The 26317-nt window shown below is 71.5% G+C and carries 22 protein-coding genes and 2 pseudogenes; 3 read left to right on the top strand and 21 right to left on the bottom strand.

Annotation, left to right across the window (positions count from 1 at the left end; translation table 11 throughout):
- Positions 1-29 precede the first annotated feature (29 nt).
- The 3 genes from KY5_RS31150 to KY5_RS31140 all read right to left on the bottom strand — a co-directional run bounded on the left by KY5_RS31150 (position 30) and on the right by KY5_RS31140 (position 2468).
- Positions 30-776, bottom strand: a complete 747-nt coding sequence (locus KY5_RS31150; protein WP_234362937.1) for a hypothetical protein — start codon at positions 774-776, stop codon at positions 30-32.
- Positions 777-856: 80 nt separating this feature from the next.
- Positions 857-1255, bottom strand: a complete 399-nt coding sequence (locus KY5_RS31145) for a RidA family protein (RefSeq protein ID WP_098245326.1) — start codon at positions 1253-1255, stop codon at positions 857-859.
- Between the two features lie 88 nt (positions 1256-1343).
- Positions 1344-2468: an acyl-CoA dehydrogenase family protein gene (locus tag KY5_RS31140; RefSeq protein ID WP_098245325.1), complete on the bottom strand. Its 1125-nt coding sequence runs from the start codon at positions 2466-2468 to the stop codon at positions 1344-1346.
- Positions 2469-2577: 109 nt separating this feature from the next.
- Here KY5_RS31140 and KY5_RS31135 point away from each other — a divergent pair, with 109 nt between their 5' ends.
- Together KY5_RS31135 and KY5_RS31130 are read left to right on the top strand one after the other, a co-directional pair.
- Positions 2578-4245, top strand: a complete 1668-nt coding sequence (locus tag KY5_RS31135) for an AMP-binding protein (protein WP_098245324.1) — start codon at positions 2578-2580, stop codon at positions 4243-4245.
- A gap of 4 nt (positions 4246-4249) precedes the next feature.
- The gene (locus tag KY5_RS31130) at positions 4250-5071 is read left to right on the top strand and encodes a PaaX family transcriptional regulator C-terminal domain-containing protein (RefSeq protein WP_098245323.1); all 822 of its coding nucleotides are present in this window, start codon (positions 4250-4252) and stop codon (positions 5069-5071) included.
- Positions 5072-5075: 4 nt separating this feature from the next.
- Here KY5_RS31130 and KY5_RS31125 read toward each other — a convergent pair whose 3' ends face one another.
- Both KY5_RS31125 and KY5_RS31120 read right to left on the bottom strand, forming a co-directional pair.
- On the bottom strand, positions 5076-7409 hold the full coding sequence (locus KY5_RS31125) for a bifunctional salicylyl-CoA 5-hydroxylase/oxidoreductase (protein ID WP_098245322.1): 2334 nt from the start codon (positions 7407-7409) through the stop codon (positions 5076-5078).
- Complete coding sequence (locus KY5_RS31120; protein ID WP_098245321.1) at positions 7406-8233, bottom strand: enoyl-CoA hydratase family protein; 828 nt, start codon at positions 8231-8233, stop codon at positions 7406-7408. Before KY5_RS31120 ends, KY5_RS31125 begins: the two co-directional genes overlap by 4 nt.
- Before the next feature lie 261 nt (positions 8234-8494).
- Here KY5_RS31120 and KY5_RS31115 point away from each other — a divergent pair, with 261 nt between their 5' ends.
- Positions 8495-8932 carry an ATP-binding protein gene (locus tag KY5_RS31115; protein WP_098247578.1) on the top strand — a complete coding sequence of 146 codons (438 nt, stop codon included), beginning with the start codon at positions 8495-8497 and terminating at the stop codon, positions 8930-8932.
- Here KY5_RS31115 and KY5_RS31110 read toward each other — a convergent pair.
- The 16 genes and pseudogenes from KY5_RS31110 to KY5_RS31040 all read right to left on the bottom strand — a co-directional run bounded on the left by KY5_RS31110 (position 8904) and on the right by KY5_RS31040 (position 25978).
- On the bottom strand, positions 8904-10352 hold the full coding sequence (locus KY5_RS31110; protein WP_098245320.1) for an amino acid permease: 1449 nt from the start codon (positions 10350-10352) through the stop codon (positions 8904-8906). The two genes, KY5_RS31115 and KY5_RS31110, sit on opposite strands and share 29 nt — an antisense overlap.
- A 48-nt stretch (positions 10353-10400) precedes the next feature.
- Positions 10401-11399 (bottom strand): ornithine carbamoyltransferase, encoded by a 999-nt coding sequence (argF, locus tag KY5_RS31105; protein WP_098245319.1) that lies wholly within the window; start codon positions 11397-11399, stop codon positions 10401-10403.
- Between the two features lie 100 nt (positions 11400-11499).
- A complete protein-coding gene (locus KY5_RS31100) occupies positions 11500-12732 on the bottom strand; it encodes an arginine deiminase (RefSeq protein ID WP_098247577.1) in 1233 nt (410 codons plus the stop codon).
- A 62-nt stretch (positions 12733-12794) separates the two neighbouring features.
- Positions 12795-15359 (bottom strand): polynucleotide kinase-phosphatase, encoded by a 2565-nt coding sequence (locus KY5_RS31095; RefSeq protein WP_098245318.1) that lies wholly within the window; start codon positions 15357-15359, stop codon positions 12795-12797.
- A complete protein-coding gene (locus tag KY5_RS31090; RefSeq protein ID WP_098247576.1) occupies positions 15356-16858 on the bottom strand; it encodes a 3' terminal RNA ribose 2'-O-methyltransferase Hen1 in 1503 nt (500 codons plus the stop codon). The genes KY5_RS31095 and KY5_RS31090 overlap by 4 nt, the downstream gene beginning before the upstream one ends.
- A 72-nt stretch (positions 16859-16930) precedes the next feature.
- Positions 16931-17710, bottom strand: a complete 780-nt coding sequence (locus KY5_RS31085; protein WP_098245317.1) for an HAD family hydrolase — start codon at positions 17708-17710, stop codon at positions 16931-16933.
- 92 nt (positions 17711-17802) lie between these two features.
- Positions 17803-18063 (bottom strand): acyl carrier protein, encoded by a 261-nt coding sequence (locus KY5_RS31080; protein ID WP_234362936.1) that lies wholly within the window; start codon positions 18061-18063, stop codon positions 17803-17805.
- Positions 18064-18113: 50 nt separating this feature from the next.
- Positions 18114-19133, bottom strand: a complete 1020-nt coding sequence (locus KY5_RS31075) for a beta-ketoacyl-ACP synthase III (RefSeq protein ID WP_098245316.1) — start codon at positions 19131-19133, stop codon at positions 18114-18116.
- Positions 19134-19172: 39 nt separating this feature from the next.
- Entirely contained in the window at positions 19173-20183 is a 1011-nt protein-coding gene (locus KY5_RS31070; protein WP_098245315.1) for an AvrD family protein, read from the bottom strand.
- Between the two features lie 72 nt (positions 20184-20255).
- Positions 20256-20639: a nuclear transport factor 2 family protein gene (locus KY5_RS31065; protein WP_159072625.1), complete on the bottom strand. Its 384-nt coding sequence runs from the start codon at positions 20637-20639 to the stop codon at positions 20256-20258.
- A gap of 75 nt (positions 20640-20714) precedes the next feature.
- Entirely contained in the window at positions 20715-22175 is a 1461-nt protein-coding gene (locus KY5_RS31060; protein ID WP_098245313.1) for an FAD-dependent oxidoreductase, read from the bottom strand.
- The gene (locus KY5_RS31055; RefSeq protein WP_098245312.1) at positions 22172-23128 is read right to left on the bottom strand and encodes a DMT family transporter; all 957 of its coding nucleotides are present in this window, start codon (positions 23126-23128) and stop codon (positions 22172-22174) included. The genes KY5_RS31060 and KY5_RS31055 overlap by 4 nt, the downstream gene beginning before the upstream one ends.
- A 38-nt stretch (positions 23129-23166) precedes the next feature.
- Positions 23167-23532 (bottom strand): annotated as a pseudogene (locus KY5_RS42705) (nuclear transport factor 2 family protein); the annotation flags it as partial.
- 36 nt (positions 23533-23568) lie between these two features.
- Positions 23569-24153, bottom strand: a pseudogene (locus KY5_RS42290) (flavodoxin family protein); the annotation flags it as partial.
- Between the two features lie 61 nt (positions 24154-24214).
- Entirely contained in the window at positions 24215-24922 is a 708-nt protein-coding gene (locus tag KY5_RS31045) for an ATP-binding protein (RefSeq protein WP_098245310.1), read from the bottom strand.
- 390 nt (positions 24923-25312) lie between these two features.
- Complete coding sequence (locus tag KY5_RS31040; RefSeq protein ID WP_098245309.1) at positions 25313-25978, bottom strand: ScbR family autoregulator-binding transcription factor; 666 nt, start codon at positions 25976-25978, stop codon at positions 25313-25315.
- Positions 25979-26317: the final 339 nt, after the last annotated feature.

Below are 26317 nucleotides of genomic sequence, written 5' to 3'. Positions count from 1 at the left end.
GTCCTGTCCTGCCCTGTCCTGCCCTGCCCCTACTGACCCGAGGCCGCGAGTGCCTTCAGGTCGACCGTCTCGTCCTTGCTCGGCTCCTTCGGGTTCACGGACTTGCCGTAGTCGCCGAACGTCGCCTCGTTGGGCTTGTCGCCGCCCTTGACCGTGCTGCGCAGGATGTACGGCTCGCCCTCGGTCGCGACGTACATCGTGTGCGTCTCGTCGCCGACCTTCTTCGTCAGGGCGAGGGCGTCCTTGCCGTCGACCGACGTGGTGTCGCCCTTCTTCATGCCCTTGCGCTCGGACTTGTTCTCGTCCATCGACGCGACCAGGCCCTGCTTGTCGCACATCCCGGAGGTCGAGGCGTCGTCGGCGGGCATCTTGACCCACTTGTCGGCGACCTTGGACACCACCTTCTGCGACCCCGGCTGGTTCTTCAGGGCGGTCTTCCAGTACGCCTCGTCGCCCCGCAGGTAGAGCGTCCCGTTCGTATGTCGCAGCTCGGCCTCGGAGCCGTTGGTGCCGATGGTCCCCTGACAGTTCTTCTCCTGGTCGACCGCGAGGTCCAGGCTCACCGTCTTCCCGTCGGCCTGGCGCATGTCGCCCTTGATGCGCATCGAATCGGCCTTCTTGGTCGCCTCGACCGCCTTGGCCGCGACCTGGTCCGCGCTGTCCTTGGCGAACGGTTTGCCGGAACCCCCTCCGTCGTCCCCGTCTCCGCAGCTCGTCAGCAGGGCCGCGGAGAGCCCCACCATCCCGACCACGACCGAAAGCCTGCTCGCACGCACGTCTTCACCCTTCTGTGGAACGCCGGAACTTGCCGTTCCCACGACCCCGGTGGCCGCGGCCGTCATCAGGTACCCCCAAATCAGCCGAGTACTGCCACCCCGTCCAGTTCCACCAGGGCCTGCTCGTCCCAGAGCCGGACCGCGCCGATCACCGCCATCGCCGGATAGTCACGTCCCGCCAACCGCCGCCAGACGCGGCCCAGTTCGGCCGCGCAGGCGCGGTAGTCGGCGACGTCCGTGGCGTAGACGGTGACGCGGGCCAGGTCGGCGGGGGTCCCGCCGGAGTGCCGCAGCGCGGCCAGCAGGTTGGCCAGCGCCACCTCGAACTGCTCGGGCAGGGTCGCCCCGGTGACCTTGCCCTCACCGTCGAGGGCGGTCTGCCCCGCGAGGAAGACAAGCCGCGACCCGGTGGCGACGACGGCGTGCGAGAAGCCGGTGGGCGGGGAGAGCTCGGAAGGATTGACGCGATGCAGGGACATTCACTGAACTCCTGGGTAGGAACGGCACGGACAGGGGCGCGGGGAACTGCGCGCTCAGCCGAAGCGAACCCGCAGACTGCCACGACGCTCAGCCAAGAAGTTCCTTGGCGATGATGGACCGCTGCACCTCACTGGCCCCCTCATAGATCCGAGGCGCCCGCACTTCCCGGTACAGATGCTCGAGAAGATGCCCACGCCGAAGTGCCCGCGCCCCATGCAATTGGACGGAGGCGTCGACCACATACTGCGCCGTCTCCGTGGCAAGCAACTTCGCCATGGCCGCACGCCGAGCGATACCAGGGCCCCCCGGCCCCTCCGCGTCGTACGCGGAAGCCGCCGCGTACACCATCAACCGGGCCGCCTCCGTCCGCACGGCCATCTCGGCGATCTGATGACCCACGGCCTGCAAGTCCTTCAACTTGCCCCCGAACGCGTCCCGTTCGGCGGTGTGGGCCAGCGCCGCGTCCAGCGCCGCCTGCGCCATCCCGACCGCGAAGGCGCCCACGCTCGGCCGGAACCGGTTCAGGGTCGTCATGGCCACCCGGAAGCCCCGGTCGACCTCGCCGAGCACGTCGTCGGGGCCCACCCGCACCGCGTCGAAGGCGAGCGCGCCGATCGGGTGCGGGGAGAGCATGTCGAGGGGCGTGCCGGTCAGGCCCGCGCGGTCGGCGGGGACCAGGAACGCGGTGACGCCCTGGGCTCCCGCGTCCGGTGACGTACGGGCGAAGACGGTGTAGAAGTCGGCCTCGGGGGCGTTCGAGATCCAGCACTTCTCGCCCGTCAGGCGCCAGTCACCCGAGGTGCCGTCCGGTTCGGCGGCCAGCGCGAGGGCGGCCGCGTCCGAGCCCGCGCCCGGCTCGGAGAGCGCGAAGGCGGCGACGGCGTGCCCCGTGCGGACCTGCGGCAGCCACCGCTCTCGCTGGGCGGGAGTGCCGTGGGCGTGCACCGGATGGGCGCCGAGTCCTTGCAGGGCGAGGGCGGTCTCGGCCTCCGTACAGACGTAGGCGAGGGATTCGCGCATCAGGCAGAGGTCGAGCGCGCCGGAGGTGAAGAGGCCGTCCAGCAGGCCGAGTTCGCCGAGCGCGGCCACCAGCGGGCGGTTCACATGGCCGGGATCGCCCTTCTCCGCCAACGGGCGCAGCCGCTCGGCGGCGAGCGTGCGCAGTTCCGCACATCGGGCGGTTTGGTCAGGATTGAGCGAGAATGCCGTCACCCCAGGCCCCTCCTTTATCGCGCACCGTTGACTGTCGTCACCATCACGATACGCTCGTGGAGCGAGCCCACCACAGCGCCCGACCGGCAGGCAAGGGGGCACCCCCGCCATGGCATCCATCGGCATTCCAGGGCTGACACCATCCGGACACGTCGACACGTTCGCCCGGGACCACCTCCCGCCGCGCGAGCAGTGGCCCGCCCTCGTCCACGACCGTCCTGAGCTGCACTACCCCGACCGCCTGAACTGCGGCGCCGAGCTCCTCGACCGCACCGTGGAGCGGCACGGCGCCGACCGCCCCGCCTTCCACGCGCCGTCCGGCGAGACCTGGACGTACGGACAGCTCCAGGACCACGTCGACCGCCTCGCGCACGTGCTCACCTCCGAGCTCGGCGTCCTGCCGGGACAGCGCGTGCTGCTGCGCGGGGCCACCACGCCCTGGCTCGCCGCCTGCTGGCTCGCGGTGATGAAGGCGGGCGCCGTCGCCGTCACCGTCCTGGCCCAGCAGCGCGCGCAGGAGCTGGCCACGATGTGCGAGATCGCCGAGGTGCGGCACGCGCTGTGCGACATCAGGGCGGTCGACGACCTGATCAAGGCGGGGATACCGGGGCTCAGCATCACGACGTACGCCGGTGAGGGCCCCGACGACCTCCTCGCGCGCGCCGCCCGGCAGCCCGCCTACTACGAACCGGTGGACACGGCGGCCGACGACGTCGCGCTGATCGCGTTCACCTCGGGCACCACGGGACGCCCCAAAGGGTGCATGCACTTCCACCGCGACGTGCTCGCCATCGCCGACTCCTTCGCGCGCCACATCCTGCGTCCCGGCCCCGACGACGTCTTCACGGGCAGTCCGCCGCTCGGCTTCACCTTCGGGCTCGGCGGGCTCGTGATCTTCCCGCTGCGCTTCGGCGCCTCCTCGCTACTGCTCGAACAGGCGGGCCCCAAGCAGCTGTTGCCCGCGATCGCCGAGCACGGCGTGACGGTGCTCTTCACCGCGCCGACCGCGTACCGCACGATGCTCGACCACATCGACGCCTACGACGTCTCCTCGCTGCGCCGCTGCGTCTCCGCGGGCGAGAACCTGCCCGTGGGCACCTGGCAGGCCTGGAACCAGCGCACCGGGCACCGCATCATCAACGGCATCGGCGCCACCGAGCTGCTCCACATCTTCATCTCCGCCGCCGACGAGGCGATCAGGCCCGGCACGACCGGGCTCCCCGTGCCGGGGTGGCACGCGCGCGTGGTGGACGAGTCAGGGGCACCGGTGCCCGACGGCGAACCGGGACTGCTCGCCGTGCGCGGACCGGTCGGCTGCCGCTATCTCGCCGACGCCCGCCAGCAGGTCTACGTACGGCACGGCTGGAACGTCACGGGGGACACCTACGTCCGCGACACCGACGGCTACTTCCGCTATGTCGCACGCGCCGACGACATGATCATCTCGGCCGGGTACAACATCGCGGGCCCCGAGGTGGAAGAGGCCCTGATGCGCCATCCGGACGTCGCGGAGACGGCCGTGGTGGGGCGCGCCGACGAACTGCGCGGGCAGATCGTGGTGGCGTACGTCGTGCTGCGCGCGGGGGCGGACAGGGATCCGGACCGGCTCCGTGACTTCGTGAAGGCGGAACTCGTCCCCTACAAGTGCCCGCGCGCGTTCGTCTTCCTCGACGCACTGCCGCGTACGCCCACGGGGAAGCTGCAACGGTTCCGGCTGCGGGCGGAGCCGCCGAAGGACAGTGGTGCCGCCGAAGGTCAGCGGTCGCCCGTAGAGTGATCACGTGTCCGAGCAGCACACTCCACGGTCCCTGATCGTCACCTTCTACGGCGCCTACGGCCGGGCGGCACCGGGCCCGGTGCCGGTCGCCGAGCTGGTGCGCCTCCTCGCACCGGTCGGCGTCGACGCGCCCTCGGTGCGCTCGTCGGTGTCCCGCCTCAAGCGCCGGGGGCTCCTGGTGCCCGCGCGCACGGACTCGGGCGCGGCGGGCTACGCCCTCTCGCCCGACGCCCGCCAGCTCCTGGAGGACGGCGACCGCCGCATCTACGGCACGTCCACGGACGCGCGGCGCGAGGGCGGCTGGGTCCTCGCCGTGTTCTCCGTCCCCGAGTCCGAACGGCACAAGCGGCACGTCCTGCGCTCCCGCCTCGCGGGCCTCGGCTTCGGCACGGCGGCCCCCGGCGTCTGGATCGCCCCCGCCCACCTCTACGAGGAGACCAGGCACACCCTGGAGCGTCTCCAACTCGCCGCGTACGTCGACCTGTTCCGCGGCGAGCACCTGGGCTACGCGCCGACCACGGAGGCGGTCGGCCGCTGGTGGGACCTCTCCTCCATCGCGAAGCAGCACGAGGCGTTCCTCGACCGCCACGAGCCGGTGCTCCGCTCCTGGGAACAGCGCCGCGACACTCCCCCGTCACCGCAGGAGGCGTACCGCGACTATCTGCTCGCGCTCGACTCCTGGCGCCAACTGCCGTACGCGGACCCGGGGTTGCCGCCGGAACTGCTGCCGGATGACTGGCCGGGGACCCGCTCCGCGGCGGTGTTCGCCGAGCTCGACGGGTGGCTGCGGGAGGCGGGCGCGGCCTTCGTGACGGCCGCGCCCTGAATCGTCAGCTCCCGAGCTTCAGGCGCTGTTTCGGCGCGTCCGTGCGGCCGGTCTGCGGGCGGCGGCTGCCCGCTCCGTACGGGGTGGGCCAGGGGGCGCCGGGGCCCGCGTAGCCCTGTTCGGCCGCCGCGTGCAGGGTCCAGTGGGGGTCGTAGAGGTGGGGGCGGGCCAGGGCGCACAGGTCGGCGCGGCCCGCCAGGATCAGGGAGTTGACGTCGTCCCAGGAGGAGATCGCGCCGACGGTGATCACCGGGATGCCGGCCTCGTTGCGGATCCGGTCGGCGTACGGGGTCTGGTAGGAGCGGCCGTACGCGGGGCGTTCGTCGGAGACGACCTGGCCCGTGGAGACGTCGATGGCGTCGGCGCCGTGGGCCGCGAAGGCGCGGGCGGTCGCCACCGCGTCCGCCGCCGTGGTGCCGCCTTCGGCCCAGTCGGTGGCGGAGATCCTGACCGTCATGGGCCTGTCGTGCGGCCACACCTCTCGTACCGCGTCGAAGACTTCGAGGGGGAAGCGGAGCCGGTTCTCCAGCGGGCCGCCGTAGGGGTCCGTGCGGTGGTTGGTCAGCGGGGAGAGGAAGCCGGAGAGCAAGTAGCCGTGGGCGCAGTGGAGTTCGAGGAGGTCGAAGTCCGCGTGCGCGGCGCGGCGGGCCGCCGCGACGAACTGTTCGCGGATCTCCGTCAGGCCCGCGCGGGACAGCTCGTGCGGAATCTGGCTGTCGGCGCGGTACGGGAGCGGGGACGCGGCCGACAGGGGCCAGTTGCCGTCGGGCAGCGGCTCGTCGATGCCCTCCCACATCAGTTTCGTGGAGCCCTTGCGGCCCGAGTGGCCCAGCTGCACGCCGATCGCGGTGCCGGGCGCCCGGGCGTGCGCGAAGGCGGTGATCCGCCGCCACGCCTCGGCCTGTCCGTCGGTGTAGAGCCCGGCGCAGCCCGGGGTGATCCTGCCGTGCTCGCTGACGCAGACCATCTCGGTCATCACCAGGCCCGCGCCGCCCAGCGCCCGCGCGCCCAGGTGGACGAGGTGGAAGTCGCCGGGGACGCCGTCCACCGCGGAGTACATGTCCATGGGCGAGACGACGACGCGGTTGCGCAGGGTGAGGCCGCGCAGGGTGAAGGGCGTGAACATGGGCGGCGTGCCCTCGGGACAGCCGAAGTCCCGTTCGACGGATCGGGTGAAGTCGGCGTCGCGCAGGCGGAGGTTGTCGTGCGTGACGCGGCGGCTGCGGGTCAGCAGGTTGAACGCGAACTGGCGCGGCGGCTGGTCGAGGTAGTCCGGCAGCCGCTCGAACCACTCCAGACTGGCGCGGGCCGCGCGCTGCGTGGAGGCGACGACGGGGCGGCGCTCCGCCTCGTACGCGGCGAGGGCGCTCGGGATGTCGGGCTGCTCCTGGAGGCAGGCGGCGAGGGCGAGGGCGTCCTCGACGGCGAGCTTGGTGCCGGAGCCGATGGAGAAGTGGGCGGTGTGCGCGGCGTCGCCGATGAGGACCGTATTGCCGTACGACCAGTGGGAGTTGACCACCGTACGGAAGTTGATCCAGGCGGACTTGTTGCCGCGCAGGGGTCGGCCGCCGAGCGCGTCGGCGAAGATCTTCGCGCAGCGCTCCGTCGACTCCTGCTCGTCGAGCCCGTCGAAGCCCGCCGCGTGCCAGACCTCCTCGCGCATCTCGACGATGACGGTGGACTCGTGCGGCGAGAACGGATAGCCGTGCAACTGCATGACGCCGTGCTCGGTCTCGGCGATCTCGAAGCGGAACGCGTCGAAGGCGAAGTCGGCGGCCAGCCAGATGTAGCGGCAACGGTGCGTCGTGAGGTCGGGACCGAAGGCGTCGGCGTGGGCGTCGCGGGTGGCGCTGTGCACGCCGTCGGCCGCGACCACCAGGTCGTACTGAGTGGCGAGCGTGGCCGCGGGCGGCGCCTCGGTACGGAAGCGGAGCTCGACCCCGAGGTCACGGCAGCGCGCGTGCAGGATCTCCAGGAGCCTGCGCCTGCCGAGCGCCGCGAAGCCGTGGCCGCCCGAGGTGTGCCGGGTGTCGCGGTGCACGATGTCGATGTCGTCCCAGCGCACGAACTCGTCCTGGAGCGCGGCGTGGACGACGGGGTCGGCGTGCTCGATGCCGCCGAGCGTCTCGTCGGAGAGGACGACGCCGAAGCCGAAGGTGTCGTCGGGCGCGTTGCGCTCCCAGACGGTGACCTCGCGGTCCGGGTCGAGCCGCTTGAGCAGCACGGCGGCGTAGAGGCCGCCGGGGCCGCCGCCGATCACGGCTATGCGGTGCGCCTCGGGCGGCGTGAGCGGTGTGTCTGGTCGCGCAGTTCCCCGCGCCCCTTGCGGGGCGCTCATCGGCCCTGCCACTTCGGGGGGCGCTTCTCCGTGAAAGCCGCGTGGAATTCCGCGTAGTCCTCGCCGTTCATGAGGAGGGCCTGGGTCGCCGCGTCCAGTTCGACGGCGGCGGCCAGCGGCATGTCGAGTTCGGCGGTGAGCAGCGCTTTGGTCTGGGCGTACGCGAGGGCGGGCCCGTCGGCGAGCCTGCGGGCGAGGGCGGCGGCGGCCTCCGCGGCCTTGCCCTCCTCGGTCAACTCGCTGATCAGGCCGATCCGTTCGGCCTCGGGGGCGCGGACGGGCTCGCCGAGCATCAGGAGGCGCGTCGCGTGGCCGAGGCCGACGACGCGGGGCAGCAGGTAGGCGGCGCCCATGTCGCCGCCGGAGAGGCCGACGCGGGTGAAGAGGAAGGCGAACTTCGCGGACGGGTCGGCGATCCGGAAGTCGGCGGCGAGCGCGAGGACGGCGCCCGCGCCCGCGGCGACGCCGTGCACGGCGGCGATCACCGGGAAGGGGCACTCGCGGACGGCACGGACGACCTGGCCCGTCATGCGGTTGAAGTCGAGCAGCTGGGCGGTGTCCATGGCGAGCGTCGCGCCGATGATCTCGTCGACGTCGCCGCCCGAGCAGAAGCCGCGCCCCTCGCCGCCGAGCACCAGGGCCCGCACGGACTTGTCGCGGGACAGCTCGGCGAGCAGGTCGCGCAGGTCGGCGTAGGCGCCGAAGGTGAGCGCGTTGAGCTTGTCGGGGCGGGCGAGGGTGACCGTGGCGACGCCGTCGTCGACGGCCAGGCGCAGATGCCGCCAGTCGGGGGTGCGGGTCGCGGAGCCGGTGAAGGGACTCATGAGGGTGCGGCCTCCTCGGCCTGAGGGCTGGGGGCTGGAGCTCGCTACCTTTCGAAGTTATCACTTGTTCGTGACCGCCGTCACGAGTGCGCGATACAACGGCCGCCCGCACCGCGCGAGGGAACGAATTTCCCGATATACGCGTCTTGTCACACAGAGCACGGCAGGGCCGGACGTCCCGGAAATGCCCGACCGTCGCCCCTGTCGACATAGCGCTTAAGATTCGTACGGTTGAAAGCAGGACCAGGACCGCCTGCTGCCCTGAACGGACCCGCCTTGCACGAACCTCCTTCGCCCGCCTCCTGGCGCATCGCACTGCCCCACACCACGGCAGCCGTGCCCGTCGCGCGCGCCCTGGTCCGTACGGCGCTCACCGACATCGAGTCGTCCGCCGACACCGACACCGCCGAGCTCCTCACCGCCGAGCTCGTCGCGAACGCCGTCGAGCACACCGCGGGACAGGACCCCATAGAGCTGGTGATCGAGCTGCTTCCGACCGGCTGCCAGGTCGAGGTCCACGACTCCAATCCGCTGCCGCCGGGCGATCTGACCGACCCCACGGCCGGCGAGCCGGACCCCTGGCAGGAGCACGGGCGCGGGCTGCTGCTCATCCGCACCCTGAGCTCGTCCTGCGGGCACCGGGCCACCGAGTCCGGCAAGGCCGTCTGGTTCACGCTCCCCGGGACGCACCGGCACTGACCGGCGCCTCTCCCCTGCCGAGCCGCGAGTGGCCGCGGCCGTAGAGCGCGTAGACGACGGCGCCCACCGCGACGAACACCGCGAACTGGAGCCACGTCGACCAGCCGGTGCCCCAGATCAGGTAGAGGCAGAAGGCGACGCCGAGGACCGGGCTCAGCGGGTAGAGCGGCACCCGGAAGGTGCGCCTGAGACCCGGGTTCGTCCGCCGCAGCGCTATCACCGCGATGTTCACCACGACCATGATCGCGAGCGTGCCGATGGTGGTCAGGTTGACGACCACGTCGAGCGAGGAGAAGGCGGCGGGCACGGCGACGACGGCCGCGACGATCCAGGTGTTGGCCACCGGCGTGGACGTCCTCGGCGAGACGCGTTCGAAGACGCGCGGCATCAGGCCGTCGCGGGACATCGACATCAGGATGCGGGTCTGGCCGTACATCACGGCGAGCACGACCGAGGCGATGGCGACGACCGCGCCGAAGGCGATGACGCCGCCGCCGACCGTCGACTCGGTGACCTGGTTGACGATCAGGGAGAGCGCGGCGGGCTTGTCGGCGACCGCGTCAGAGCCGATCGCGCCGATGGCGGCGAGCGCCACCGCGACGTAGAGCAGGGTCACGACCCCGATGCAGATCATGATCGCGAGCGGGATGTTGCGCCGCGGGTTCCTGACCTCCTCGCCCGCCGTGGTGACCGCGTCGAAGCCGATGAAGGAGAAGAACGCGAGCGAGGCGCCCGCGGTGACGCCGGAGACCCCCGCGCCCATGAAGGGCGCCAGGTTGCCGTCCTCGAACGCCGAGAAGGCGATCGCGAGGAAGAGCAGCAGGATGCCGATCTTCAGTACGGCCATGGCGGCCGTCGCCCCCGCGCTCTCCCTGATGCCGCGCACCAGGAGGGTGGCGGCGAGCAGGATGACGACCACGGCGGGCAGGTTCACGACGCCGCCCTCGCCGGGTCCGGCGGACAGGGCGGTGGGCAGCTCCCAGCCGGTGAGGCTGTTGAGGAGTTCGTTGAGGTACTGGCTCCAGCCCACCGCGACGGCGGAGACCGAGACGCCGTACTCCAGGAGCAGGCACCAGCCCACCAGGAACGCGGTGCGCTCACCGAGGGAGGCGTACGCGAAGGAGTACGAGCTGCCGGAGACCGGGATGGCACCGCCCAGCTCGGCGAACGAGAACGCGGTGAAGATGCAGGTCACGGCCGCGAGCACATAGGAGACCGCGACGGCGGGACCCGCCTCGGCGACCGAGTCGGAAAGCCCCACGAAGATCCCGGTGCCGACGATGGCGCCGACGCCGAAACACACGAGCTGGAAGAGCCCCATGGTGCGCTTGAGGCCGTGGCCTTCGAGGTCGGCGCCCGACTCGGCGACGAGCTGCTCGGGAGACTTGATGCGAAGCCCGGTGGGACTCGTGGGGCTCATGGGGTGGTTCTCGTTTCTGGTGGTGCTGGGGTGGTGCGGTGGGAACGGTCAGGCCAGGGTCGCGACGAGGATCGCCTTGATGGTGTGCAGCCGGTTCTCGGCCTCGTCGAAGACGACGGAGTGCGCCGACTCGAAGACCTCGTCGGTGACCTCAAGGGACTCCAGGCCGTAGGTCTCGTGGATCTCGCGCGCGACCGTGGTGCCGAGGTCGTGGAAGGCGGGCAGGCAGTGCAGGAACTTCACGTCCGCGTTCCCCGTGGCGCGCAGGACGTCCATCGTCACCGCGTACGGCGCGAGGGCGGCTATGCGCTCGGCCCACACCTGCTTGGGCTCGCCGATGGACACCCAGACGTCGGTGACGACGAAGTCGGCGCCGCGCACGCCCTCGGGGACGTCCTCGGTGAGCGTGATGCGGGCACCGCTGTCCTCGGCCAGCTCGCGGGCCTTCGCGACGATCTCGTCGGCGGGCCAGTAGGCCCGGGGCGCGACCAGGCGGACGTCCATGCCGAGCAGGGCGCCGGTGATCAGGTACGAGCTGCCCGTGTTGAAGCGGGCGTCGCCGAGGTAGGCGAAGGCGATCTCGGCGAGGGGCTTGGCGCTGTGCTCGGTCATCGTGAGGACGTCGGCGAGCATCTGGGTGGGGTGCCACTCGTCCGTCAGGCCGTTGTAGACCGGCACGCCCGCGTGGGCGGCGAGCGTCTCGACGGTCTCCTGCGCGTCCCCGCGGAACTGGATCGCGTCGAACATCCGGCCGAGCACCCGGGCGGTGTCCTTGGCGGACTCCTTGGTGCCGATGTGCGAGCCCGCCGGGTCGATGTACGTCGTCGACGCGCCCTGGTCGGCGGCGGCCACCTCGAAGGCGCAGCGCGTCCTCGTGGAGCTCTTCTCGAAGATCAGGGCGACGTTCCTGCCGCGCAGGAGCTGCGTCTCGGTCCCGGCCTTCTTCGCCGCCTTCAGCTCGGCGGCCAGGTCGAGCAGGCCGCGGAACTCGTCGGCGGTGAAGTCCAGCTCCTTGAGGAAGTGGCGGCCGGTGAGGTCTGTGGCCATGGGGCGCTCCTGGGATGCGGATACGGGGACATTGAAACTATATACGATGCTCCACATTTCTATACACGCGGGAACGGGCGCGGACCGGCGAGGGTACTGGCTACGCCCCCGGCACCGCGTCCCGCTCCACCGGACAGCTCATGCAGCGGGGACCGCCCCTGCCGCGCCCCAGCTCGCTCCCCCTGATCTCGATCACCTCGATGCCCTGCTTGCGCAGATGCGTGTTCGTCGTCGAGTTCCGCTCGTAGGCGACGACGACGCCCGGCTCCACCGCGAGGACGTTGCACCCGTCGTCCCACTGCTCGCGCTCGGCCGCGTGCACGTCCTGGGTGGCGGTCAGGACCCGGACCTCGCTCAGGCCGAGCGCTGCGGCGATCGCCCGGTGCATGTGCTCGGGCGGATGGTCGGTCACCTTCAACTCCCGCTCGCCGACGCCCGGTTCGATGGTGTACGAGCGGAGCATGCCGAGCCCCGCGTACTGCGTGAAGGTGTCGCCGTCGACCATCGTCATGACGGTGTCCAGGTGCATGAACGCGCGCCGCTTCGGCATGTCGAGCGCCACGATCGTCTTCGCCGAGCCCGCCGCGAACAGCTTGTGCGCGAGCATCTCGACGGCCTGCGGCGTGGTGCGCTCGCTCATGCCGATGAGGACCGCGCCCTTGCCGATCACCAGGACGTCGCCGCCCTCGATGGTGGAGGGGTAGTCCGCCTGCCCCTGCGACCAGATGTTGAAGCCGGCCCCCCGGAACAGCGGGTGGTGCTGGTAGATCGCCTCGAAGTGCACGGTCTCGCGCTGCCGCGCGGGCCAGCGCATCGCGTTGATCGAGACGCCGTCGTATATCCAGGCCGAGGTGTCGCGCGTGAAGAGGTGGTTGGGCAGCGGACCGAGCAGGAAGTCGTCCAGGTCCATGCAGTGGAAGCGCACGGACGTCGGCTCGGCGTTGCCCGCGAGGAACTCCCGCTTGGTCATCCCGCCGATCAGCGCCTCGGCCAGTTGGGCGGACGGCAGCGTCTCGAAGGCCATCCGCAGGTGGTCGGTGGCCAGCGGCCCGTACTCCTTCTCGTCGAAGACCCGGTCGAGGACGAGGAGCCGGGCCTCCGGCACGTCCAGGGTCTCGGTCAGCAGATCGCCGAAGAGGTGGACCTCGACGCCCCGGTCGCGCAGCACGTCCGCGAACCCGTCGTGCTCCTGGCGGGCCCTGCGCACCCACAGGACGTCGTCGAAGAGCAGGGCGTCCTTGTTGCTCGGAGTCAGACGCTTGAGCTCCAGATCGGGGCGGTGCAGGATGACGCGGCGCAGCCGCCCGGCCTCGGAGTCGACATGGAATCCCATGGAGTCCATCTTTCCCCGGCCGGACGGCCTACGCGCGGGCAATGACACACCCAAAGGCGTGCTCAGAGCCTCGGGTCCACCGGCTCCGACTCCAGGGCGAGGACCGCGAACACCGACTCGTGCACCCGCCACAGCGGCTCACCCTCCGCGAGCCGGTCCAGGGCCTCCAGGCCGAGGGCGTACTCCCGAATGGCGAGCGAGCGCTTGTGGCCGAGGAAACGGCCGCGCAGCTTCGCCAGGTTCTCCGGGCGCGTGTACTCGGGACCGTAGATGATCCGCAGGTACTCGCGGCCCCGGCACTTGATGCCGGGCTGGACGAGGCGGCCCTTGCCGTCGCGGACCAGGGCCCCGACCGGCTTGACGACCATGCCCTCGCCGCCCCTGCTGGTCATCTCCAGCCACCAGTCGACGCCCGCGCGGACGGACTCCTCGTCGCCCGTGTCGACGTACAGCCTGCGCGTGGTCCGCAACAGGCCCGTGCCGTCGTGCTCCACCATGCGGTCGATCAGCGCGAGCTGCTCGTCGTGCGGGAGACCGGCGAGGCTCCTGCCCTGGACGGCGAGGAGCTGGAACGGCGCGAGCCGCACCCCTTCGAGGCCGTCCGTCGGCCAGCAGTAGCGCCGGTAGGCGTCGGTGAACGCGGCCGCGTCGGCAGCCCGTTCGCGCTGCCCGGCGAGCAGCGCGCCGGTGTCCACACCGCGCGCCTTCGCCGCTTCCAGGGCGGCGAGCGCATCGGGGAAGACGGCTCCGGACGCGGCGCCCACCGCCGCGTACTGCGTGCGGAGCAGCCCGGACGCCTTGAGCGACCAGGGCATCAACTCGGCGTCGAGCAGCAGCCAGTCGGTGGCCAGCTCCTCCCACAGGCCCGCCTCGGTGACGGCGGCGCGCAGGCGGTCGAGTATCTCCTCGGTGACGGACCCGTCGGAGAAGAAGGGCCGTCCCGTGCGGGTGTAGAGCGAGCCGGTGGGGCCGTCCGTACCGAACCGCTCGCGGGCCGCGTCCGCGTCACGGCAGACCAGGGCCACCGCGCGCGAGCCCATGTGCTTCTCCTCGCACACGACGCGGGCGACGCCGTCAGCGGCATACGAGGCGAACGCCTCGGCCGGGTGCTCCAAGTAGCCTTCGCACTGCGACGTGGCCGTCGGCGCCATCGTCGGCGGCAGGTACGGAAGCAGCCGCGGATCGACGGCGAAGCGGCTCATGACCTCCAGAGCCGCGGCCGCGTTCTCCTCGCGCACGGCGACGCGGCCCGCGTGCCGGCTCTCCACCACCCGGCGGCCCCGCACGTCGTTCAGGTCGAGCGGGCGTCCCTCGTGCCCGCCCGGCGCCTCGGTGCCCAGCGGCCTCGACGGCTCGTACCAGACCTGTTCGGCCGGTACGTCGACGAGCTCGCGCTCCGGCCAGCGCAACGCGGTGAGCCGCCCGCCGAACACCGCGCCGGTGTCCAGGCAGATGGTGTTGTTCAGCCAGGTCGCGGTGGGCACGGGGGTGTGGCCGTAGACGACCGCGGCCTTGCCCCGGTACTCCTCCGCCCACGGGTAGCGCACCGGCAGGCCGAACTCGTCGGTCTCGCCGGTCGTGTCGCCGTACAGCGCGTGCGAGCGCACCCGGCCCGACGTACGGCCGTGGTACTTCTCGGGCAGCCCGGCGTGGCAGACGACCAGCCTTCCGCCGTCCAGGACGTAGTGCGAGACGAGCCCGTCCACGAACTCCCGCACCTGGGCCCGGAATTCGTCGCTCTCCTCCGCCAACTGCGCGGCGGTCTCGGCGAGTCCGTGGGTGTGCTGGACGCCCCGGCCCTTGAGGTACCGGCCGAGCTTGTTCTCGTGGTTGCCCGGCACGCAGAGCGCGGTGCCGTCCGCGACCATCGACATCACGCGGCGCAGCACGCCGGGGGTGTCCGGGCCCCGGTCGACGAGGTCGCCGACGAACACGGCGGTACGGCCCTCGGGGTGCGCCCCCTCCACGTAGCCGAGCTTGCCGAGCAGGGTGTCCAGTTCGGAGGCGCAGCCGTGGATGTCGCCGATGATGTCGAAGGGCCCGACGAGGTGGGTGAGGTCGTTGTACCGCTTCTCGGTGACGATCTCGGCGGCCTCGACCTCCGCCACGCCCCGCAGGACGTGCACCTTCCTGAAGCCCTCGCGCTCCAGGTTCCGCAGGGAGCGGCGCAGTTCGCGCTGGTGGCGCTGGATGACGCGGCGCGGGATGCCCGCCCGGTCCGCGCGCGCGGCGTTGCGCTCGGCGCAGACCTCCTCGGGCACGTCGAGCACGATGGCGATGGGCAGCACGTCGTGCGCCCTGGCCAGCTCGATCAGCTGCTTGCGGCTGTCGCTCTGCACGCTGGTCGCGTCGACGACGGTGCGGCGTCCCGCGGCCAGGCGCTTGCCCGCGATGTAGTGCAGCACGTCGAAGGCGTCACGGCTCGCGCCCTGGTCGTTCTCGTCGTCGGCGACGAGCCCCCGGCAGAAGTCGCTGGAGAGGACCTCGGTGGGCGCGAAGTGCCTGCGCGCGAAGGTGGACTTGCCCGATCCCGTGGCGCCGATCAGGACCACGAGGGAGAGGTCGGTGACGGGCAGCACGCGGGCCGCGCGGGCTGCTTCGGTGCCGGTACTGATGTCGTTCGTCATGCGGCCCGCACCTCCTTCTTCTTGTCGTTGCCGGGTGTCGCGTTCTTGTCCTGCCGCGTGAAGGCCGCCAGCTGGGTCGGCGGTCCCACCTCGGGGTCCTCGTCCCCGACGGGCTCGAACCGCACGTCGTACCCGTGCCGTTCGGCGACCCGGTGGGCCCAGGCGCGGAACTCCTCGCGGGTCCACTCGAAGCGGTGGTCGCCGTGCCGCGCGTGTCCGGCGGGCAGGGTCTCCCAGCGCACGTTGTACTCGACGTTCGGCGTGGTCACGAGGACGGTGCGGGGCCGCGCGGAGCCGAACACCGCGTACTCCAGGGCGGGCAGCCGCTCGATGTCGAGGTGCTCGACGACCTCGCTGAGCACGGCGGCGTCGTACCCCTTGAGCCGCTTGTCGGTGTACGCGAGCGAGCCCTGCGTCAGCGTGACGCGCTCGGCCCTGCGCTCGCCCATGCGGTCCAGCTTCAGCCGCCGCGCGGCGACGGTCAGCGCGCGCACGGACACGTCCACGCCGACGATCTCGGTGTAGCGGACGTCCTTGAGCAGTTCCTGCACCAACTGGCCCTGCCCGCAGCCCAGGTCGAGCACGCGCGAGGCGCCCGAAGCGGCCAGCTCGGCGAGGATCGCCGTGCGGCGGCGCACGGCGAGCGGCACCGGCTGTTCGTCGGTGTCGGTCTCCTCGTCGACCGCGTTGTCGATCTCCTCGACGTCCGTGTCGTCGGCCTCGGCGAGCCGCACCAGTTCGAGCCGCTCCCTCGCCTCGCGGGTCAGGGACCAACGGCGCGCCAGATAGCGGTCGGTGATGACCTTCTGCTCCGGGTGGGCCGCGAGCCAGCCCTCACCCGCGCGAAGCAGCTTGTCGACCTCGTCGGGCGAGACCCAGTAGTGCTTGGCGTCGTCGAGCACCGGGAGCAGCACGTAGAGGTGCCGCAGCGCCTCGCCCAGGGTCAGCCTGCCCTCGGGCACGTCGAGCACGAGCCGCACGTACCGCGATTCGCCCCACTCGGGGAACCGCTCGTCCAGCGGCACGGGCGTCGCCTCCACCGTCCAGCCCAGCGGCTCGAAGAGCCCCCGCACCAGCTCGGCGCCGCCGCGCGCGGGCAGCGCGGGCACCTGGATCCGCAGCGGCAGCGGCTGCGCGGCCCGCTCGGGACGCGCGGCGCACACGCCGCGCATCGCGCTGGAGAACACCGCGCTCAGCGCCACCGCGAGCAGCGAGGACGCGGCGTAGGGCCGGTCGTTCACGTACTGCGCGAGCGCCGCGTCGGGCGCACCGCCCCGGCCCTTGCCCTTGCCTTTGCCGCGCCGCACGAGCGCGACGGGATCGACCTCCAGGAGCAGCGCGGCCGTGCAGCGCTCGTCGCTCGCCTCGGGGTAGACGACGTGCGCGGTGCCGTACGACGTGGAGAACGCCTGCGCCTTCTCGGGGTGCTTGTGGAGCAGGAACCCGAGGTCGGTCGCCGGGCGTTCGGGGGTGCCGGTTGTGCTGATCGTCAGGAACACGGGGTGGGCCTCGAAAGGGAGTCTGAGCTGTGCGTACGCACCGGTCCCGCCGGTGTGGCGCACGCGCCGGTGTCACGCCGCGGTGGTCCGCGCGCGTTCCTGTGAAACGTACAGCGAAACACCGGAGGCACACTCGGGATTATTCGGGCTCGGGCCCGCGTCGGGGCGCGGCAGCGGCTCCGGGGCCGGGGCGCCGGGCAGGAGCCGCCAGCAGCGGCGCCGGGCGAGCGCGCGCAGCGCGGGATCGCCGCCGACGACCGCGGCGGATCCGGTGGCCTCCAGCATGGGCAGGTCCGAGGCGTGGTCGCCGTAGGCGACGCAGTCCTCGGGCGCGGCCCGGTGCGCGGCGGCGGCGAGACGCACGGCGTCGGCCTTCGCGCGGCCGATCATGGGCGGGCGGTTGAGCCCTCCGGTGTAGCGGCCGTGCGCGATCTCCGGCGAGGTCGACCAGACCTCGTCGGCGCCGATGTGCTCGGCGAGCGGCGCGAGGCAGGCGGCGAACGAACCGGAGACGAGCACGATCCGGTCCCCCGCGTCCCGGTGCCCGCGCAGGGCGTCGAGCGCGCAGGCGTTGAAGAGGCCGCCCTGCCGGAGCTCGGCGGCGAACCAGTCGCGCGCCAGCGCCGACACGCGCGCGGCGCCGGCCCCCGCGAAGTTCTCGAAGTACGCGAGGTTCGTGCGCTCCCTCGGTACGCCGATCTCCGTCATGGCCTTGAGCCGCTGGCGCCGCCGGTCGTACTCGTGCGGCTCGTGCCCCTCGGCGGCCAGGTAGTGGCGCAGGAAACGGAAGAGGGTGGTCGCCGTGGTCAGGGTGCCGTCGACGTCGAAGAACGCCAGCCTGGTGCGGTTCATCGGTGCTCCTCGGGGTGGTCGGGGCGAAGTGCGGGCGGGCGGCGGCCCGGTGGGGACCGGCCGCCGCCCCGCTCGGTCCGTGCGGCGCCGGACTAGGCGGGCACGCCCTTGGCGCGCAGGAGCTCGATGGTCCCCGCGATGTTCCCGGCCTCCTGGAGCTCGTCGTCGGTGACCTGCACGCCGAACTGCTTGGTCAGCGCGACGGCCAGCTCGACGAGCACGAGGGAGTCGAAGCCGAGCATGTCGTACGCGGTGTCGGCGGTGGTGCCCTCCGGCGCCTCGTACTCGGTGGTGAGGATCTCCATCAACTCGGCGGAGAGGGTGGAGGAGTGGGCAATGGTTTGCATGGTCATGACAGATAACTCGCTGTTCTGGAGTAGAGAGGAGTCGTGGTGCGTGAGGGTCAGGCGGGCGTCACGTCGGGCCAGGTCAGGGCGACCGACCCCCAGGTGAGCCCGCCGCCGAACGCGGTGAGCAGGACGCGTGAGCCCGGCGTGAGCGTGCCCTGCGACGCCGCGTGCGCCAGCGCCAGCGGGATCGAGGCGGCCGAGGTGTTGCCGACCCGGTCGAGATGGACGACGGCCCGCTCCTCGGGGATGCCGAGCTGCTTGGCGAGCGCCTTGAGGATGCGCGCGTTGGCCTGGTGGCCCACCAGGTGGTCGACCGATCCGGTGGTCCAGCCGATGCTGTCGAGCACCGAGGTGGACGACTCCGCCATCCTGGCGACCGCCGCGGCGAACACCTTCTTGCCCTGCATCGTGAAGTACCGGTCGTCGGGGTCGGGTTCACCCGGGGTGGAGCGCTGCCGGGAGCCACCGGCCGGAATGCTGATGAGGTCGCGGTGCAGGCCGTCGGAGCCCAGGTCGACGCCGAGCAGGACGCCGGGCCGACCGGAGTCCTCGGCCGCGGCGAGGACGACGGCGCCCGCCCCGTCGCCGAAGATCACCGAGGTGGTCCGGTCGGCGGGATTGATGATGGTCGAGTACGTCTCGGCCCCGATCACCAGGATGCGCTCGGCCTGTCCGGCGGTGATCTGCGCGGAGGCGGTGGCCAGGGCGTAGAGGAATCCGGAGCACACGGCCGAGATGTCGTACGCCCCGATGGGACCGAGCCCCAGGCGGGCGGCGACGTCGGGCGCGGTGGCCGGGCAGGGGTGGTCCGGCGTGGTGGTGGCGAGGACGACGGCGTCCACGGCGCCCGGTTCCGCGTCGAGTCCCGCCGACTTCAGCGCCCGGTGCCCCGCCTCGACGGCGAGGTCCCCCGTCGAGGTGCCGGGCGAGACCCGGTGGCGGGCGCGGATGCCGGTCCGCGTGGTGATCCACTCATCGGTGGTGTCGAGTTCGGCCGCGAGGTCCTCGTTGCTGATCACCCAGGGCGGGAGGTAGCTGCCGAGTCCCATGAGCGCGGCAGGTCGGTACGCCATGCGTGGCCTTCCTTTCCGGTTGCGGAGTGCGGTGGTCGGTCAGGGCAGGAGGTGGGCGACGTTGCAGGCGAGCCGCAGACCGCCGTACGTCGCCTGGATCCGCGCGGCGCGCCAGGTGCCCTGGGCGGTGGGCAGTTCGTTCGGGCGGGCCAGGGCCACGCGCAGGCGCCGGTCGTGCACGGGCGGCGCGGGGTCCTCGTCGGCCGGGGTGATGGTGGTGCCGCGCATCCAGAGGGTGTTGGACGTGGCGCGGTCGAGTCCGTCGAGCCGGTAGAGCAGGACCTGACCCAGTTGCAGGGCCGACACGAAGAGGTCGACCATCGTCGGCGCGAGCGGCGCGTCGGGGGTGGCGGGCGCGTCGGGGGTGGCGAGCGCCTCGGTGATCCGCAGTTCGGCGTCGGCCGACAGGGAGTCGGCGTCGACCGCCACGTCGAGGAGGTACTGGTGGCGTCCGTGGTGGGACGCCCCGTACGGCGCGTCGTTCCACCCGCCCGGCAGGTACTCGGGGTGGGCGTAGAAGCCCTCGGTGTAGACGGGCGCGGCGGACGCGGAGTGCTCGGCCTCGACCCGGACGGTCATCGAGCCGATGCGGCACTCCATCGTGGTCGACACGCGGTCCGTGCCCGGCAGTTCGCGGGTCGACTCGTGCAGCGCGGAGACCGGGAACCGGTCGAGGAACTCCTCGTCGGGCGTGCAGCCCGCCTTGATGCACAGCGACCGTACGACGAAGTGGCCCGACGGGGGCAGATCGTGGACGTGGGCCACGTACAGGCCGGTGAGCTGGGCCGCGAACTGCATGGCGTCGATGGTCGACAGGTGCGGGCGCTGGTGCGACTCGCCCTTGCGGGACCAGACGCCGGGGATGCGGATCCCCGCCGTGGCGTCGACGCCGCCCGGCGCCGAGGCGTCGGAGGGGCGGATGGAGATGGCGCCCAGGCTGTGCGTGACGCGCTTGAAGCCCTCGCCGAAGAAGCGTCCTTGTCGGTCGCCCAGGGCGTCGTCGACGGAGCCGAGACGGAATCTCTCCCGGGTGATGGTGGTGCCCTGCATGGTTGGTCCCCCTTTGTGTTGCCCTGATTCGGGCCCTCCCCGCCCGCGCGGGCGGGGAGGGACGTGCGTGCGTCAGTGCTCGCTGTCGCCGAGCTGCGCGGTGAAGACGCCGTGGTGGAAGTAGGCCCAGAGCTCGGCGATCAGACCGTCCTCGTCGAGGCGGAAGACCGAGATGCCCGACCAGTTGACCGGCTTGCCGTCGGTGGTGACGACGGCACCGCGCCAGTGCACGGCGGTCTGGCCGCCCGTGGTGTAGGCGTCGACGGGCGTGATGCCGAGGAACGGGTCGAACTGGGGGATCACCTTGCGCAGCCGGGCGAGGATCGCCTCACGGCCACGGATCGGCTCGCTGCCGACCGGGTCGTGGAAAAGGCCGTTCTCGGCGAAGGCTCCGGCCCAGAGGTCGGCGTCGGCGGCCTGCGAACCGGCGTAGAACTGGTGAACTGCCTTGGGCATAGCGGGAAACGTCATCGTATTTCTCTCTTTCTCAGGTGAATTCATGGATAGGCGGTGGGTAAAGGAAGGAGTCGTTCAGGAACCGATGACCTCGGCGACCAACCGGTCCGGCCGTACGAGGAGTCCCCTCGCGCCGTCCGGCACGGTGACGCGGCCGTCGGCGGCGGGCCGGGCGACCCGGCGCACCTCCCGTACCGGGGGAACCGGCAGATCGCTCTCCACCGACACGGGCTCCGTGTCGTCGAACCACAGCAGCGTGGAAGCGTCGACGCGGTCGCTCGGTGCGAGGAACGGCGTAAGCCGGCCGTCGGCGGCCCTGGTCCAGGTGGGCACGCGCGCCCCGGCGCTCAGCTCGTAGCGTGCGCCGTGCCGCTTCACGGGGTTCCCGTGGTCCGGGTAGAGCTGGCTCCAGCTCAGCGCGAGCTCGGCCAACTCCGCTCGTACGGACGGGTCGTCGACGTCCCGCGCGGCCCGCATCCGGTCGATGAGCGGGGCGAGGAACGTGGTCTGTCCGACCCGCGTCGCATAGGGCCGCCGTTCCGCCTCGTACCCCGCGAGCAGTTCCGCTTCGTCGTGCCGCAGCGCCGCGAGCAGCCTCCAGGACAGGGCGAGGGCGTCGCCGATGCCGAGGTTCAACCCCTGCCCCCCGGCAGGGGTGTTCAGGTGTGCGGCGTCCCCGGCCAGGACGACCTTGCCGCTCACCCACCGTTCGGCGACCCTCAGGTCCACGGAGTAGTGGCTCGTGCGCAGGGCCTCTGCCAGCTCCAGACGGCTGCCGAAGCCCAGCGTGTCGATCGCGTCCGCGATCCGGCGCCACGGCACCGACGCACCCCGGTCCAGGGTGAGTCCGTTGACCACGGGGCCCGCCATGAGGACCTGGTCACCGGGGATCGGCATCATCGTGACCATGCCGTTCGCCCCGACGTGCACGCCGACCTCGTCGCGGCAGACCAGTTCCCGGGGGACCCCTTCGATCAGCAGGTAGCTCGTGGAGAGGCTGCGCCCCGCCATCGTGACGCCCAGGGACTCGCGCACGGCGCTGCGCGGCCCGTCGCTGCCGACCAGGTAGGAGCAGCGGACGTCGTCGCGGCCCTCGAAGCGGACCAGGACGCCCGAGTCGCCCGAGTTCCCCGTGCCGCCCGCCTCGTGGGACAGGTAGCCGACGCCGTACTCGATCCGTGCGCCGTATCCGAGCGCGTACTTCTCGAGGAGCCCCTCCAGGATCGGCTGCGGCATGTTGCGGTAGCCGTCCAGATGGGTGTCCGTCCCCGTCATCCCGGCGGTGAAGGACCCGGTGCCCTTGAGGTGGAAGGCGAACCGTTCGAGCGGGATGCTGCGGTCGGTCACCTCGTCCAACAGGCCGAAGGAGTCGAGGAGTTCGAGCGTTGGCGCGTGCAGCACGACGGCCTTGGGGCGGTCGCCCCTGTCGATCCTGCGCTCCACGACCAGGACCTTCGCTCCGGCCCGTGAGAGCAGTCCCGCGAGGACGAGGCCGGTGGGCCCGGCGCCGACCACGACGACATCGAAGTCCTTCATGCCACCGACACCGGCTTCGGCTGCTCCTCGGCCACCGGCTCCGGCGCGGGCTCGGCCTTGGGCTCGGGTTCGGCCTTGGGTTCGGCCTTGGTGAAGAACCGGCCCAGGATGTCCGGGTTCGCGACCAGGATGATCGCGGCGCAGACGAGAACGCCGCCGAGGAGTTGCAGCGGGGTGAACCGTTCGCCGACCGCCACCCAGCCGAGCAGGGCCGCGGTGACCGGGTTCATCAGGGTGAGCGGCGCGGTCAGGGACACCGGGAGGCGCTGGACGCCGGAGAGGTAGAGGGCGAAGCCGAGCGCGCCGACCACGAACGCGGCCCAGACGAGGCCCAGGAGCTGCTTGCCGGTGAAGCTCGGCGGCGCGCCCTCGAAGACGAACGCGAGCGGCAGCAGGAAGACGGCCGCGCCGAGCAGGGTCCAGCCCGCCGTGGTGAGGCTGTGCACGCCCTCGGGACGGCCCCACTTGCGGGCGAGTACCGTGCCGATGCCCATGCTGGACGCGGAGCCGATGCCGGCGAGGACGCCGATCGCGTCGAGCGTGGCCGAACTGCGCAGCACGAGCAGCGCGACACCGACGACGCCGACGAGGCAGGCGACGTAGTGGTGCGGCCTGATCTTCTCCTTGAGGACCACCGAGGCGACCGCGATGGCCACCAGGCTCGACATGGCGTTCAGGGTGGCCGCCACACCGCCGGGCAGCCGCTGTGCCGAGATCAGCAACAGGACGGTGAACAGGCCCATGTTGAGCGTGCCGAGCACGAGCGACTTCCACCACCACGCGCCGCGCGGCAGGCCGAAGCGGATCGCGAGGAGCAGCAGCCCGGCGGGCAGCACCCGGAAGAAGCCGTCCCAGTAGGGCGTCGGCGGCAGGTAGTGGGCGGCGACGAAGAAGAGGGTGCCGCCGATGGCCGGACCGAGTCCGGTGCGGATGAGGAGGGCTGAGTTTTTCATCTGGTGAGCTCCGTGGAAGGTACGGCCAGGGGCGCGGGTCAGGCGGCGAAGGCCTCGGCGATGGCGTGGCTGTCCTCGTACATGTGGTAGCGGCTCACGCGGCCTTCGGAGACCGTGAAGTGCAGCGCGTAGTGGTTGGTGAACTTGCGTCCCGTGGCCAGCACCCCGAAGACGCACCTGGCCGTCACGACGGCGTGCTCGCCCTCGGTCACCCGCCCGGTGAGCTCGAACGACTCCGGCAGGGTGAGGACCTGTCCGAACGTGCCGAAGAACTCGGCGAGTTCACCCTTGGCGGAGCGCGCGCCGGTCCACGGGACGTTCGGCGCGCCGCTGACGCGGAAGTCCACCTCGTCGGCGAAGAGCGCGACGGTCCCTTCGACGTCTCCGGAGCCGAAGGCGGCGAAGAACGCGTCGACGACGGTGTCGGTGGCGGCGGTCGAGGCGGCCGCGCGCCCGGCGAGGACGATCGCGGTCTGCTCGGCGACCCGGGCGCCGAGGTACTCGGCGGTGGCGACGTCCGCCTTGGAGACGTCCTGGGGCGGCAGGTCGGCGGGGGTGCTGGCCGCGGCGCCGTTGAAGTACCCGAGCCGGTTGAGGTCGTTCTCCGACTCGGTGCTCGTGTGCCAGCCCGGGTGCAGGCCCAGGTTCACCCAGTTCATCTGGTGCTGGGCGCCCAGCGTCGCGAAGTAGGCGAGCGTGGAGTGCTTGTCACCGGCCTTGCACGCCGCGTTGGTGAAGCCCGCGCCCAGCTTGTCGCGCCAGGCCGCGCCCGCCCACCGCTTGCTCGTGGACTCCGCGAACACGTGGAACTTCCCGGCGGCCGAGCCCATGTACGTCGGCGAGCCGAAGATGATCGCGTCCGCGTCGTCGAGCACCTGCCACTGCTCGTCGGTGATCGTGTCGACGCGGACCAGGGTGACCTCCGCCCCGGCGTCGGTCGCACCGTCCTTGACGGCCTGCGCCAGCACGTCGGTGTGGCCGTAACCCGAGTAGTAGGCGATCGCGACGGTGGGCTTTGTGGACATGTAGACATTCCTCCGGTGAGGTTCTTGGGTTGCTGAGGCTCGTGGGGTTCGTGCGGTCGGCTCAGGCCGCGGCGGCGCGCTCGGTCTCCATGCGGAAGTCCTGGCGGCCGTAGTCGTTCCACGCCAGGTCGATCGCTTCCGCGGGGCTCATGACGGGTTCGAGACCGAAGATCCCCGCGATGGTCTCCAGGCGCTCGGGCATCGAGCCGCTGACGACGTGGTACGGAATCTCCAGCTCGTCGAGCGTCCGGAGCAGCATCGTGTCGATGGTCGCGCGGAACGCCTCGTTCATCGGGCGGTGCCCGTCGGCGGCGATGGGCAGCTCGTGCTGGAGGTGCACGTACGCGTCGTAGGTGTCCTTGACGTGCTGCTTCAGCGCGTGACCGTACTGGTCGACGACCTTGGCGAAGAACCGCATCTCCGGGGAGAGTTCGGCCACCTTGCCGCCCTCGTTGCCCGCGGTGGCGTTGGGGTTCATCCCGTGGATGACGCGGCCCGCGCCGTACAGCCACTCCTGCAACGAGGAGCCGTCGGAGATGAAGTGCTCGCCGAGCGCGGCCTCCTGGGCGACGCGGCCCGAGTGCCTGCGCAGCATCAGCTGCAGGAACTCGTGCGGCGCCACGTCCGAGAGCGCCTTGCCGGGAAAGGTCTCCGGCAGGATCTCCCGAATGGTGCGTGCCAGAGTGCGCGGTACGCCGGTGTAGTGGGCCAGCGCCATCACCGTCGATGTCTTGCCCGCGGAGTAGGTGCCGGAAATAGCGATCTTCATGCGTAGGGGCCTTTCGGCTCGGAGAATTCGGCCCGCTCGACGCGCACCCGGCGCGGCACGGGCCGAGATGCGGTGCGCTGCGGCGTACTGCGCGCACACGGTCTTCTGTCGTCCGTCGGCCGGGCGTTTCGGCGACGGCCTCGGTGGCGCAGACAGGAACTTAGGAAAGTGCGCCCGCTGGCGCGAACGATTCGACAGGCCCCCGAAACCATGGGGCATGACAGCGCATCATTTCGAGGGCGGCCGAAAAGCATCGGTGACGGCGCGGGCCCGCCCGTGGCTCGGCGCCCCGAAAACGCCGAAGGGAGGACCGTGTCTCACGGTCCTCCCCGCACCCCGCTCACCGAGCGGGTGTCCTCGATCTGTCGGCGATCCGCCTGCTCCGCCGCCTCAGGGCCGCAGCGCCCGGAGGAAGAGATCGCGCGTCTCCGCCCAGCGGTCGGTGATGTCGGCGCGGCCGTGCAGGACGTCGGAGACGTGCTGCACGCCGAAGAACGCGGACACCAGGGACCGGGCCGCGGCCCCCGGATCGACGTCCGACGCGAGCTGCCCCTTGCCGTACGCGTCGGACAGCAGGGAGCGCAGCAGCTCCGTCCAGTCCACGTACGGCGTGGGGAGTTCGGCGTCGATGTGCGGGCGCTCGATCTGCAGCCGGGCGCCGCCGCGCACCACCACGTTGTCCCGGAAGGCGAGGGCCGCGCCGTCGAGCATGGCGAGGGCCGTCTCCAGCGGCGGCAGCTCCCGCCGCTGCACCTCTTCGAGCAGCCGGGGCCAGTACGCGTAGTGGCCCTCGACGACGGCGACGGCGAGCGCCTCCTTCGTCGGGTAGTGGAAGTACACCGCCCCCTTGGTCATCTCGACCGCCTCGGCGATGTCCTTGACGGACGTGTGCCGGAAGCCCCGCGTGGCGAACAGCTCCGACGCCACGTCGAGGATGACGGCCTTGGTGCGCGCCGACCGGTCCTGCCGTGGCTCGGGGCCGCGCGCGGTGGTGATTTTCCTGGCGTTGAAGGCCACCGAGGCGGTCCCGGCGGCGTCGGCGGTGGGTCGTGGCATGAGGCGTCAGTTCTCCGGGTGCGGTCCGTATCGGCCATGGGGTCGACTCTGAGGCTTGAAAGATACCTTCCTGTAGGTATATTTTCGACCCCGCTGATCAACGGATCAAGAGACGCGCTGTTCAGAGCATTCCTGCAGCCGTCTCACGGGGTTGCTTGATCGGTGTCCGGAGGGGGGGTCTGAACCTCCGGGCGCCGACGGGGAGGGATTCGAGATGACTGTGCATGCCTTTTCCGCTGGGGAGCGGACGCATACGCATGAGGAAGCGCCGGACGGAAGACGCCCGGCGTCAGGGGGTGAACGACAGGGCGCGCACGTGCCGCGCGGGAGCACCCACGT

Source organism: Streptomyces formicae (genome assembly GCF_002556545.1).
Lineage (GTDB): Bacteria > Actinomycetota > Actinomycetes > Streptomycetales > Streptomycetaceae > Streptomyces > Streptomyces formicae_A.
This window is presented reverse-complemented; position numbering and strand designations above follow the sequence as displayed.

Excerpts from the sequence above, each read along its gene's own strand:
- KY5_RS31110 (WP_098245320.1), bottom strand. The coding sequence starts at position 10,352 with ATGAGCCCCACGAGTCCCACCGGGCTTCGCATCAAGTCTCCCGAGCAG.
- KY5_RS31065 (WP_159072625.1), bottom strand. The coding sequence starts at position 20,639 with ATGCCCAAGGCAGTTCACCAGTTCTACGCCGGTTCGCAGGCCGCCGAC.
- KY5_RS31125 (WP_098245322.1), bottom strand. The coding sequence starts at position 7,409 with ATGAGCGCCCCGCAAGGGGCGCGGGGAACTGCGCGACCAGACACACCG.
- KY5_RS31120 (WP_098245321.1), bottom strand. The coding sequence starts at position 8,233 with ATGAGTCCCTTCACCGGCTCCGCGACCCGCACCCCCGACTGGCGGCAT.
- KY5_RS31045 (WP_098245310.1), bottom strand. The coding sequence starts at position 24,922 with ATGAAGATCGCTATTTCCGGCACCTACTCCGCGGGCAAGACATCGACG.
- argF (WP_098245319.1), bottom strand. The coding sequence starts at position 11,399 with ATGGCCACAGACCTCACCGGCCGCCACTTCCTCAAGGAGCTGGACTTC.
- KY5_RS31080 (WP_234362936.1), bottom strand. The coding sequence starts at position 18,063 with ATGACCATGCAAACCATTGCCCACTCCTCCACCCTCTCCGCCGAGTTG.
- KY5_RS31100 (WP_098247577.1), bottom strand. The coding sequence starts at position 12,732 with ATGGGATTCCATGTCGACTCCGAGGCCGGGCGGCTGCGCCGCGTCATC.
- KY5_RS31075 (WP_098245316.1), bottom strand. The coding sequence starts at position 19,133 with ATGGCGTACCGACCTGCCGCGCTCATGGGACTCGGCAGCTACCTCCCG.
- KY5_RS31085 (WP_098245317.1), bottom strand. The coding sequence starts at position 17,710 with ATGAACCGCACCAGGCTGGCGTTCTTCGACGTCGACGGCACCCTGACC.
- KY5_RS31095 (WP_098245318.1), bottom strand. The coding sequence starts at position 15,359 with ATGACGAACGACATCAGTACCGGCACCGAAGCAGCCCGCGCGGCCCGC.
- KY5_RS31135 (WP_098245324.1), top strand. The coding sequence starts at position 2,578 with ATGGCATCCATCGGCATTCCAGGGCTGACACCATCCGGACACGTCGAC.
- KY5_RS31060 (WP_098245313.1), bottom strand. The coding sequence starts at position 22,175 with ATGAAGGACTTCGATGTCGTCGTGGTCGGCGCCGGGCCCACCGGCCTC.
- KY5_RS31070 (WP_098245315.1), bottom strand. The coding sequence starts at position 20,183 with ATGCAGGGCACCACCATCACCCGGGAGAGATTCCGTCTCGGCTCCGTC.
- KY5_RS31040 (WP_098245309.1), bottom strand. The coding sequence starts at position 25,978 with ATGCCACGACCCACCGCCGACGCCGCCGGGACCGCCTCGGTGGCCTTC.
- KY5_RS31145 (WP_098245326.1), bottom strand. The coding sequence starts at position 1,255 with ATGTCCCTGCATCGCGTCAATCCTTCCGAGCTCTCCCCGCCCACCGGC.
- KY5_RS31055 (WP_098245312.1), bottom strand. The coding sequence starts at position 23,128 with ATGAAAAACTCAGCCCTCCTCATCCGCACCGGACTCGGTCCGGCCATC.